This window comes from Campylobacter sp. CNRCH_2013_0855 (genome assembly GCF_025773025.1).
GTDB classification, from domain to species: domain Bacteria; phylum Campylobacterota; class Campylobacteria; order Campylobacterales; family Campylobacteraceae; genus Campylobacter_D; species Campylobacter_D jejuni_C.
In genome coordinates this window covers 162,746-173,451 of the sequence record NZ_JAKMTE010000002.1, presented here as the reverse complement: position 1 = coordinate 173,451, position 10,706 = coordinate 162,746, and the positions used below count along the sequence as shown (strand labels likewise).

General features: G+C 28.4%; 9 protein-coding genes. All 9 read left to right on the top strand.

The annotated features are described in order from the left end of the window. Positions 1-2 precede the first annotated feature (2 nt). Genes L8X40_RS02220 through L8X40_RS02180 form a run of 9 tightly spaced genes read left to right on the top strand, consistent with a single transcriptional unit; the run spans position 3 to position 10,650 of the window. Positions 3-344 (top strand): DUF6394 family protein, encoded by a 342-nt coding sequence (locus L8X40_RS02220; protein WP_087700765.1) that lies wholly within the window; start codon positions 3-5, stop codon positions 342-344. An 8-nt stretch (positions 345-352) separates the two neighbouring features. Next, positions 353-2,782 (top strand): leucine--tRNA ligase, encoded by a 2,430-nt coding sequence (gene leuS / locus L8X40_RS02215; protein WP_263667198.1) that lies wholly within the window; start codon positions 353-355, stop codon positions 2,780-2,782. Next, on the top strand, positions 2,779-3,276 hold the full coding sequence (gene lptE / locus L8X40_RS02210) for an LPS assembly lipoprotein LptE (protein ID WP_263667197.1): 498 nt from the start codon (positions 2,779-2,781) through the stop codon (positions 3,274-3,276). Before leuS ends, lptE begins: the two co-directional genes overlap by 4 nt. Beyond that, positions 3,276-4,643, top strand: a complete 1,368-nt coding sequence (locus L8X40_RS02205) for a hypothetical protein (protein WP_263667196.1) — start codon at positions 3,276-3,278, stop codon at positions 4,641-4,643. The genes lptE and L8X40_RS02205 overlap by 1 nt, the downstream gene beginning before the upstream one ends. A 1-nt stretch (position 4,644) precedes the next feature. Beyond that, positions 4,645-5,814: a Mur ligase family protein gene (locus L8X40_RS02200; protein ID WP_263667195.1), complete on the top strand. Its 1,170-nt coding sequence runs from the start codon at positions 4,645-4,647 to the stop codon at positions 5,812-5,814. Next, positions 5,801-6,712: a M23 family metallopeptidase gene (locus L8X40_RS02195; RefSeq protein WP_251813763.1), complete on the top strand. Its 912-nt coding sequence runs from the start codon at positions 5,801-5,803 to the stop codon at positions 6,710-6,712. The genes L8X40_RS02200 and L8X40_RS02195 overlap by 14 nt, the downstream gene beginning before the upstream one ends. Beyond that, entirely contained in the window at positions 6,640-7,044 is a 405-nt protein-coding gene (locus L8X40_RS02190) for a bactofilin family protein (RefSeq protein WP_263667194.1), read from the top strand. The genes L8X40_RS02195 and L8X40_RS02190 overlap by 73 nt, the downstream gene beginning before the upstream one ends. Further along, a complete protein-coding gene (locus L8X40_RS02185) occupies positions 7,034-9,973 on the top strand; it encodes a DEAD/DEAH box helicase (protein WP_263667193.1) in 2,940 nt (979 codons plus the stop codon). Before L8X40_RS02190 ends, L8X40_RS02185 begins: the two co-directional genes overlap by 11 nt. Beyond that, the gene (locus tag L8X40_RS02180; protein ID WP_214125435.1) at positions 9,970-10,650 is read left to right on the top strand and encodes an endonuclease III domain-containing protein; all 681 of its coding nucleotides are present in this window, start codon (positions 9,970-9,972) and stop codon (positions 10,648-10,650) included. The genes L8X40_RS02185 and L8X40_RS02180 overlap by 4 nt, the downstream gene beginning before the upstream one ends. Positions 10,651-10,706: the final 56 nt, after the last annotated feature.

Genomic DNA, 10,706 nt, shown 5'->3' with positions numbered 1-10,706 from the left:
AAATGAATTGGGGTAAGGTTATTTATATCTTTTTTGCTCTAATGAGCTTAACTACGACCGCAGGATTTTTATATGATCAAAATGAAGTTGCATTATTTATTGCAGCTTGTGTGAATTTAATTTCTACTTTATTGAAAATTGGAGTTAGAAATTTCTTAGCAGCTGAATTATTTGCAAGTTCTTTGGTGGCTGATTTGCATTTAATTCCAGCTTTTGCTTTAATACAAATTAATCCAGAAGCTAATGTTATGGTTTACACTTTAGCAATTGGTGCTTTGATAGCTAATATTTTTTCAATGATTTTAGTTGTAGTTGATTCGGTAAAAAGTCAAGAAGAAAATTAGGAGTTAAAATGGCATATGAAGCAGATAAAATAGAAAAAAAATGGCAAAAGATTTGGCAAGAAAAAGAGTATTTTGAACCAAAAGATGATTTTTCTTTACCAAAAAAATACATTTTATCTATGTTTCCATATCCAAGCGGTAGAATTCATATGGGACATGTGAGAAACTATAGCATAGGTGATGCTATGGCTAGGTATTATAGAAAAAAAGGTTTTAATGTCTTGCATCCTATAGGTTTTGACAGTTTTGGTATGCCTGCTGAAAATGCTGCGATTAAACATGGTATCCATCCTAAAAAATGGACTTATGAAAATATTGATTATATGCAAAATGAGCTTGCTTCTTTAGGTTTTTCCTTTTCTAAAAAAAGAATGCTTGCTACTTCTGATCCCTTATATACTAAATTTGAGCAAGAATTTTTCATCAGAATGTATGAAAAAGGTTTAATTTATACCAAAGAGGCCGAAGTTAATTGGTGTGAGAATGACAAAACAGTTTTAGCAAATGAGCAAGTTGAAGATGGCAAATGTTGGCGTTGCGGACATGAAGTCATTAGAAAAAAAATGCCAGGATATTATGTAAAAATTACCGCTTATGCAGATGAATTACTACAAGATCTTAAAAAATTAGAAGGAAAATGGCCAAGTCAAGTTCTAACTATGCAAGAAAATTGGATAGGTAAAAGCATGGGACTTAGTTTTGATTTTAATATAGAAGAAAATGATAAAATCAGTGCAAAAAAGATCAATGTTTTTACAACAAGGGCTGAGACTATTTATGGAGTGTCTTATATTGCTTTAGCGCCTGATCATGAAATAGTAAATGAATTAATTGATAAAAAATTACTAGATCAAGATACTATCATAAAAATTCAAAATATACAAAATCAAACACCACGTCAAAGACAAGCTGCACCAAAAGAAGGATATTTTTTAAATCTTTATGTAATCCATCCACTAAGTAAAGAAAAAATTCCTTTATGGACAGCTAATTTTGTTTTAAGTGATTATGGTAGTGGTGCTGTTATGAGTGTACCTGCTCATGATGAAAGAGATTATGAGTTTGCAAAAACTTATAATTTAGCTATAAAAAAAGTAATTTATAAAGATGAAAATGATGCGCAATGCTATACTTTAAAAGAAGGTGTTTTGATTAATAGTGGAGAATTTGATCAATTAGAATGCAATGAAGCTAGAGAAAAAATTAGTTTAAAAATTGAATCTTTGGGTATTGGTAAAAAGGTTACCAATTTTAAAATTCGTGATTGGGGTGTTTCTAGACAAAGATATTGGGGTGCTCCTATACCAATGATTAAGTGTAATTCTTGCGGTATAGTTCCTCAAAAAATAGAAAATTTACCTATTACCTTACCTGAGGATGTGGTGATAAATGGAGAAGGAAATCCACTAGATAAGCACGAAACATGGAAAGAATGCGTTTGTCCAAAATGTGGCAAAAAAGCACAAAAAGAAAGTGATACTTTAGATACTTTCTTTGAAAGTTCTTGGTATTTTGCACGTTTTGCAAGTGATGATAAAACATGGCAAGAAAAAGCTGTAGATGAAAAGAGTGTAAATTATTGGATGAATGTTGATGAGTATATTGGCGGGATTGAGCATGCGATATTACATTTACTTTATGCAAGATTTTTTCAAAAAGCACTTAGGGATTTGGGTTATTTAAAAGATGATGAGCCTTTTAATAGACTTTTAACCCAAGGAATGGTGACCAAAGATGGTGCTAAGATGAGTAAATCCAAGGGCAATGTAGTTGATCCTGATTATATTATAGAAAAATATGGAGCAGATAGTGCAAGATTGTTTATATTGTTTGCTGCACCACCTGCTAAAGAACTTGAATGGAATGATAGTGCGCTAGAGGGTGCGTTTAAATTTATCAATAGGCTTTATGAAAAGGCTATGAGTTTAGAATGTGGAAAATTGCAAGAAATTAATCATCAAAGTCTAAATAAAGAAGAAAAATATGCTAGATTAAAAGTTTATGAAGCTTTGAAAAAATCTTTCGAAGTTTATGAAGAAAGTTTTGCTTTTAATACCTTAATAGCTGCATGTATGGAAGCTTTAAATGCCTTAAATGCTATAAATCATAAAGAAGTTTCAAAAGAAGCTTTTTATATTATTTTAAATATTTTAGAGCCTATCATCCCTCATGTTTGTTTTGAGCTTAGTGAACATTTGTTTAAATGTGAAAATTTTAAAGTATTAAAAATAAAAGATGAAGTTTTTGTAAAAGATAGTTTTAATATAGCTATTAGTGTTAATGGTAAAAAAAGAGCTCAGATTGAAATAAATTCAGAAGCCAAAGAAGATGAGATTTTAGCTTTAGCTAAAGAAAATGTCGCAAAATGGCTAGAGGGTAAAACCATAGTAAAAGAAATTTATGTTGATAAAAAATTGGTTAATTTGGTGGTTAAATGAAAAAATATCTAGTATTGTTTTTTGCTTTTTTTATCATATCTTGCGGGTATATCCCATCATCTCAAATGGCAAGCAGAGTTTTGGGTGAAAATGTATTTTTGAAAATCAATATTAGCAAACAAGATCCTGAAAATAGTGTTTATATAACAGATGTTTTAAGAGAAGCTATGTTAAATAAACTTGGTAGAAAAATCACAGATGAGTATAATGCGGATAGTTCCATTGTTGTCACGATGAAAAGATTGGAATTTCTTCCTATGGTATACGATCAAAATGGTTATGTGATTAATTATAAAGCAGAGCTTTATTTAGAATTTATATTGCGTTATAAAAGCGGAAAAGAAGAAATTGTAAACACCAAAGGTAGTTATAATTTTGATATTAATCCAAATTCTATTATCAGTGATCAAGCTAGATTTGAAGCGATTAAAAATGCATCAAGTGAAGCTTTTGATGAGTTTATTTCTATTATAGCTATTAGGGGTTATAAATAATGGCGAGCCATATCAATGAGATTGCAAAAGAAACATTGATAAAACTAAAAGAACGTAAATTACATCCAACTCCCGAAAATTATAGCGAGGTGTTTGAAGAGTGCGCTAAAAAAGCAGGAGTTATGAGTTTTAATAAAGCAAGAATAGAAAAATACACCAATCTTTTAGATGATATTTATAAACAAGAACTGAAGAGAAAAAACATACGAACTATTGATGAGTTTTTGATGTTTTTGGTTTCTAGACTTAATAGGCAAGTAAGCAGAAAATATGAAGATGTCTATGCTTTACTCGGCTTAATTATTCAACAACTTAGTATTAGTAAAGATAAAAAAATTAAAGAGCTTGCACAAATTACTCAACACAGATTATCTCAAGCTATGGATTTAGAAACCATATATCTTTTAAGAGTCAAATGGAAAGAGCTTGAAAAATCTTATGAAGATCACGAGTTTTTAAAAAAATTAGAAGAATTTAATATTCGGGCATTTTTAGATTTTCATACTTTAATAGAAAAACTTATTGTTATGTTAAAAGAACGCTCTTATGAAAAGCAAGCTGAACTTTTACTAGCTTCTTTGGAGCCTTTATTTGGCGAGAGTAAAGAAGTGGAACAATTTAAACAAAATTTAAAAGATAATCCTAGATTGATTGCCAGAAAAGAATTTGCACATGAGTATTGTTTAATGTTGCAAAAAAAAGAAGCAATAGATAAATACTATATACAAAAAAATCTTTCTTTTTTTAATCAACATTTGGAAAACTTAAATGAAATGGTGTCAAAGCTTTATGATAATAGCCAAGAAGATGTGAAATTTATCAACGCTTTAACTAAAGATGAAAATGGTAATGTGCAGATTAATTTTGACACATTAAAAGATAAGCTTTTATACGTAAATGAGCAAATAGCTCAAATTAAAACTCAAATTCAAGCTACAAGTGATGATGAGCAAAGAGAACAGTGGAATTTAGCTCAAGAGCTTAAAAAACTTGATGAAAATTATAGACTTTATGCGGTCAATTATGCCCTATCTTTTTTTAAAATCAATAATATAGAACACATTATTAATACATATGGTCTTGATAGTTTTAAGACTATTAGTGAAAAATTTAAAAAAATACTTAAAGATTTATGTAAAAATTTGGCTGAAATTTGGATTTTAGATGAAAGTTCTTATTTAGTTATACTTCCAGGTAAAAATTTAGAAAACGCTCAAATTTTTACAGAAAAAGCTTTAAAACTTATAGATGATTATAAATTTATTTATAAAGAAGAAGTAGTTAAGCTTGTTTTATCATCTTCTTGTATAGAAAAAAAAGAATTTCCAGATGGCGATATTTTAAAAGAATTAATGCAAAAAGCTTAGTATGAAATTTCAACAAACGCTCTCACAAAAAACTATGTATGTGCAAAAAATTAGTAGATTTTTTATGTTTAGTATGTATGAAAAGTATAAAAAATTTATTCCAAAAACTAAAAATATCCAAATTATTGGCACTAATGGCAAAGGAAGCACGGGTAGATTTTTAGCACTTTTACTTTTAGAGCAAGGATATAAAGTAGGTCATTATACTAGTCCTCATATTTTTGAATTTAATGAAAGATTTTGGTTAAATGGTAAAATTGCAAGTAATGAGCTTTTGGAAAAGGCGCATGAAGAATTAGAAAGTGTTTTTTTAGATGATGTGAAAAAACTTAGTTATTTTGAGTATGCTACTTTTTTAGCTTTTTTTATTTTTAAAGATTGTGATTATGTGATTTTAGAAGCTGGAGTAGGTGGAGAATATGATGCTACAAGTGTTTTTGAAAGAGATTTTAGTGTTTTTACTAAAATAGGATTTGATCATCAAGACTTACTAGGTAAAAATTTAGAAGAAATAGCAAGAACAAAATTAAAAGCCATGAGTGCTAAAGTTTTAATTAATCATAAGCAAGAAACAAAAGTGTTAAATTTGGCTCAAAAAATAGCTAATTTAAAACAAGCTAGTTTAGATATTGGCGTGTTAGATGAAAACAAGACTATTTATCCTTATGTGCAAGAATATATTCAAAAATATAATTTAGCAATTTTTTTAAAAGATAATCTTTTTTTAGCTTTGGAAGCTTTTTCTAAAATTTGTGTTAAAAATGAAAAAGAATTAATTCAAAGCATTAATAATTTACCAAAACTTGATTTAAAAGGAAGATGTGAGCAAGTAAGCCAAAATATTTTTGTTGATGTAGGACATAATGAAATGGCGGCTTTAGCTTTAGCTGAAATTTTTAAGGAAAAAAAAGTTCATTTAGTTTATAATTGCTTTTTAGATAAAGATTCTTATAAAATTTTAAGGGCTTTACAGCCTATAATAAAAATAGTTGAAATTTATGAATATGAAAGCAAAGATAGGCCTTTGGCGGGTTCTGTTTTGCTAGAAAATTTAGAAAAATTAGATATTGTTTATCAAAAATTTGAACAAATAAAAAAAGATGAGTTGTATTTGGTTTTTGGTTCTTTTATATTGGTAGAAAATTTTTTAAGAGGCTATAATGAAAGATAAATTTACGCTAACTATCACGGATGTAAATGGTTCTAGACATTTTTTATTAAGTCAGATTATAAAAAAAGTAATAATTTATTTTACTTCTTTTGTTTTTGTTGTTATAGTTTTAGGTGCTTTGTATATCAATTATTTAGCAGATAAACGTTCAGAGCTTTTAAAAGAGCAAGAAGCATTATCTTCAAAAAATACTAAATTATTTTCTCAAAATGAAAGCATGCAAAAAAGTTTAGAGGAAAAAACAGCCTTATATGATGAACTCCAAACTCAACTTGCAGATATTGAAGAAAATTTAGGTTTAAAGCAAGATGAAAGTTTAGATATACCAGAAAGATTAGAAAAAGTTAAACTTACAAATGATCAAGCTTATTTATTTTTAACACAAATTCCAAATGGCCATGTGATAGAAGATAATGGAGTTACAGGTAATTTTGGATGGCGTCATCATCCTATACTGAATAAAAAAGAATTTCATCCAGGTATTGATTTAAGAGCGGCTTTAAATACTCCCATTTATGCACCGGCAAATGGAGTGGTTGAATATGCTGCATATAGCAATAACGGTTATGGCTATTCAGTGATTTTAATCCATAATTTTGGTTTTAAAACAGTATATGCACATATGATGCGTAAAGATGTTGTCAAAGCAGGGCAATTTGTAAAAAAAGGTGATTTATTGGGTTATACAGGAAATACAGGACTTTCTACAGGCCCACATTTACATTATGAGGTTAGATTTATTAATAAACTTTTAGATCCTAAGATTTTTATAGATTTAAACCGAAAAAATTATGAACAAATTTTTGAAAAAGAAAGGAGAGTTCCATGGCAATCTTTAATAAAGGCTCTATTGCTACAGTATCCGAAACTACAGTCATTTCAAACGGAGCAAAAATAGAAGGAAAATTTTATTTTGACTCTATGCTTCATTTAGATGGAGAAATCACAGGAGTGATTAATTCTTCTAATGTGATAGTAATAGGCAAAAGTGGTATTTTAAAAGGACAAGTTAAGGCAAGTAAGATAGTGATTAATGGGATTTTTGAAGGAGAAATGCAAGTTGATTCTTTAGAAATTTTATCCGGCGGTGTGCTTAATGGTAATATCATAGTTAAACAATTAAGCATTGAAAATGGTGGAAAATTTAATGGAAGTAGTAAAATAATTGAAAAAGATGAAGAACTTGCAACTATCGATGTGAGTATAGAAAATTCAGAAAATGCAAGCTAAATTATATGAATATTTACTAAGCAACAAAACTGAGTTAATAGTTTGTGAGAATGATAAAGAAGCAGACGAATTAGCTCAGGTTTGCTTATTTTTAAATTTCAAAACCTTTGTTTTACCTGATTTTAGAGCAGAATTTGGTAGCGATTTACGTTCTTTTTCTAAAGAACTTTTTGAAATATGTAAAGTATTAAATGCTTATCATAAAGAAGATGAAAATAAAATTTTAATATCCCCTATAAAAACAATTTTACAAAAACTCCCTGGAAAAAAGCATCTAAAAAACATTACTCTTAAAAGAAATTCACTTCTTGCTTTAGAGAAATTTAAAGAAGAAATTTTACATAGTGGGTATGAGTTTGTAGATATAGTTCAAGATAAGGGCGAAGTTTCAATACGTGGGGATATTATAGATATTTTTGCGATCAATGAAGAGCAACCTTTTAGAATTTTGCTTTTTTCAGATGAGATAGAAAGTATAAGATATTTTGATATTCATACGCAAAAATCAATCCCAAATGAACTTTCAAAGATTGAGATTTGTCCATTTTTGAGCGCTTTTAATCAAGATCAATATGAAAATTTACAAGAAAAGATTCAAAATTTTCAAAGTCAAAGCATTATTAATGATGTTAATTCTTTAGGTTTTTGGTGTATTGATGATTTTTGTGATTATTTGGATTTAAATTTTGTGAGTATAAAAAAATTTGATGTAAATGATTTTGAAGAAGATATTAGCAAAATCAATCAAAATATTTTACCTGAACCAAAATTTTATAAAGATTTAGTAAGCTCTTACAATCACGATTTTTTCACTTTTCATAAAGATAAGAAAATTACTATTTTAGCTAAAAATGAAGCTTTGTTTAAAACTTTAAATATACAAGAATTTCCAAATATTAAATTAAAAATATCCCAAGAAAGAATTAATTTAAGCACTCAAGATGAGCTTATCATCTCTTTAAATAAAAAAGAAAAAAATAAAAGAGTTAGAAAAGCAAGTTTGGTAATAGATGAGCTTAGGGTTGGGGATTTTGTTGTGCATGAAGATTATGGTATAGCTAAATTTTTAGGTCTTGAGATAATTGCAATAGCAGGAGCAAAAAAAGAATTTGTCGCTCTTGGGTATTTAAATAATGACAAGCTTTTATTGCCTGTTGAAAATTTATATATGATTGATAAATATATCGGCGCAAGTGGTGGTGTGCCTTTACTTGATAAGCTTGGAAAAGGAAGTTTTCTAAAAATCAAAGAAAGATTAAAAGAAAAATTATTTGCCATTGCTTCAAATATAGTTTCTTTAGCAGCAGCTAGAGCTTTGATAAAGGCAAAAGAATTAAAAATTTCTCAAGAATTACAAGATGAATTTATCAATAAGGCCGGATTTTTTTATACTAAAGATCAAAGTCAAGTTTGCCAAGAAATTACTCAGGATTTAAAAAGTATGCAGGTAATGGATAGGCTTTTAAGTGGTGATGTGGGTTTTGGTAAAACAGAAGTTGCTATGAACGCTATATTTACTTGTGTGAAAAGTGGTTATACGGCTTTATTTTTTGTGCCAACTACTTTGCTTTCAGCCCAGCATTTTAAAACCTTAAAACGAAGATTTGATTCTTTTAATATAGAGGTTTTTAAGCTAGATCGTTTTACTAGTGCTAAAGAAAAAAAACAAGTTTTGGCATTTTTAAAAGAAAATAAGCCTTGTGTAGTGGTTGGAACGCATTCTCTTTTAGGGGTTGAGTGTGAAAATTTGGGTTTAGTCGTGATAGATGAGGAGCATAAATTTGGTGTAAAACAAAAAGAAAAACTCAAGGAACTAAGTAAAAATTCACATATTCTATCTATGTCGGCAACGCCTATACCAAGAAGTTTAAATCAAGCTCTTAGCTCTTTAAAGTCATATAGTGTTTTACAAACTCCACCTGAGGATCGTTTGGATGTGCGTACCTTTGTTAGAGAAAGTAATGACGCTTTGATTAAAGAAGCTATTTCAAGAGAATTAAGAAGAGCAGGACAGATTTTTTATATACACAATCATATAGCAAGTATTGATGGGTGTAAAAAATATCTTTTAGATTTGTTTCCAAATTTAAAAATTTTAATCTTGCATTCTAAAATTGATGCAAAAACTACTGAAGAAGAAATGATTAAATTTGAAAATAAAGAATATGATTTATTGCTTTGTACTTCTATAGTTGAAAGTGGTATTGATTTGGCAAATGCAAATACTATTATAGTAGAAAATTCAGATCGCTTTGGTATGGCTGATTTGCACCAACTTAGAGGAAGAGTAGGGCGTAGCGCTAAGCAAGGATATTGTTATTTTTTGATTGAAGATAAGGAAAAAATCACAAAAGATTCTTTAAAAAGACTTACGAGCTTAGAGAGTAATTCTTATTTAGGCTCAGGAAGCGTGCTTGCTTATCATGATTTAGAAATTCGTGGGGGTGGAAATTTATTAGGCGTGGATCAAAGTGGGCATATAGAGCAAATTGGTTATAGTTTGTATCTTAAAATGTTAGAAGATGAGATTAATAAGCTAAGTAAAAAAGAAGAAATTAAAGAGAAAAAAATAGATTTAAAGCTTAATATCAATGCCTTTTTAAATAGTGAGTATATTAGCGAAGATCGTTTGAGATTAGAACTTTATAGAAGACTTAGTAAGTGTATGAGTGTTAATGAAGTTTATGAGATAGAAAGTGAGATGAATGATCGTTTTGGAAGGCCTGATGTTTTTACTAAGCAGTTTTTGGATTTAATCATCATAAAAATTTTAGCTAGCAAACATTATAAACTAGTGAGCAATTATGAGCAAAATATTTGTTTTGTAAAAGATGATGAGAACAAGGAAGTCATTAAGGCAAAAAGTAAAGATGATGATGATGTGATTGAGGCTATTTTGATGCATTTAAGAAAGAGTGAAAAAGCATGAGTGGATATGAAATTTTTAAAGCTTTAATTAATGCAAATATTGACTATAAAGATTTTGAGTGGCTAGAAAATAATACTTTAAGCGAGTTTGAAATTTTAATTTCTGTGGTTTTAACTCAAAATACAAACTGGAAAAATGTGTTAAAAGCTTTGACAAATTTAAAACAAGCAAATATTACCAAGATAGAAGATTTATCAAATTTAAACACTCAAGATTTAGCGCTTTTAATAAAGCCAAGTGGATTTTATAATACCAAAGCAAAATATATTAAAAATTTTACTCAAAAATATTTTCAAGATTTTAATTCTTTTGAACTTTTTAAAGAAGAAGTAGATAGAGAATGGCTTTTAGGTATTAAAGGCTTGGGTCAAGAAAGTGCAGATGGAATTTTAAATTATATATGTAAAAAAGAAGTTTTGGTAGTTGATACTTATAGTGCAAAAATAGCTAATTATTTAGGCTATGAGTGTCAAAGTTATGATGAATTGGCAGATTTTTTTAAAAAAGATATAGCTAAGAATCAGCAGGAATTGTGTGTTTTACTAAAAAAAGAATGTAAATTATACGAGCTTTATCAAATTTTTCATGCCTTAATTGTTTCTTTTTGTAAAATATATTTTCAAGGTAAAAAACTTTCAGTAGATGGTGTGCTTATTTTAGACCCTTTAAAATTTTAAATTTATTTTTTATTTAAAAAGTTAATTTTTTTACGATTAAAGTGCTATAATGTATT

Excerpts from the sequence above, each read along its gene's own strand:
- L8X40_RS02220 (WP_087700765.1), top strand. The coding sequence starts at position 3 with ATGAATTGGGGTAAGGTTATTTATATCTTTTTTGCTCTAATGAGCTTA.
- L8X40_RS02200 (WP_263667195.1), top strand. The coding sequence starts at position 4,645 with ATGAAATTTCAACAAACGCTCTCACAAAAAACTATGTATGTGCAAAAA.
- L8X40_RS02180 (WP_214125435.1), top strand. The coding sequence starts at position 9,970 with ATGAGTGGATATGAAATTTTTAAAGCTTTAATTAATGCAAATATTGAC.
- L8X40_RS02205 (WP_263667196.1), top strand. The coding sequence starts at position 3,276 with ATGGCGAGCCATATCAATGAGATTGCAAAAGAAACATTGATAAAACTA.
- L8X40_RS02190 (WP_263667194.1), top strand. The coding sequence starts at position 6,640 with ATGGCAATCTTTAATAAAGGCTCTATTGCTACAGTATCCGAAACTACA.
- lptE (WP_263667197.1), top strand. The coding sequence starts at position 2,779 with ATGAAAAAATATCTAGTATTGTTTTTTGCTTTTTTTATCATATCTTGC.
- leuS (WP_263667198.1), top strand. The coding sequence starts at position 353 with ATGGCATATGAAGCAGATAAAATAGAAAAAAAATGGCAAAAGATTTGG.
- L8X40_RS02185 (WP_263667193.1), top strand. The coding sequence starts at position 7,034 with ATGCAAGCTAAATTATATGAATATTTACTAAGCAACAAAACTGAGTTA.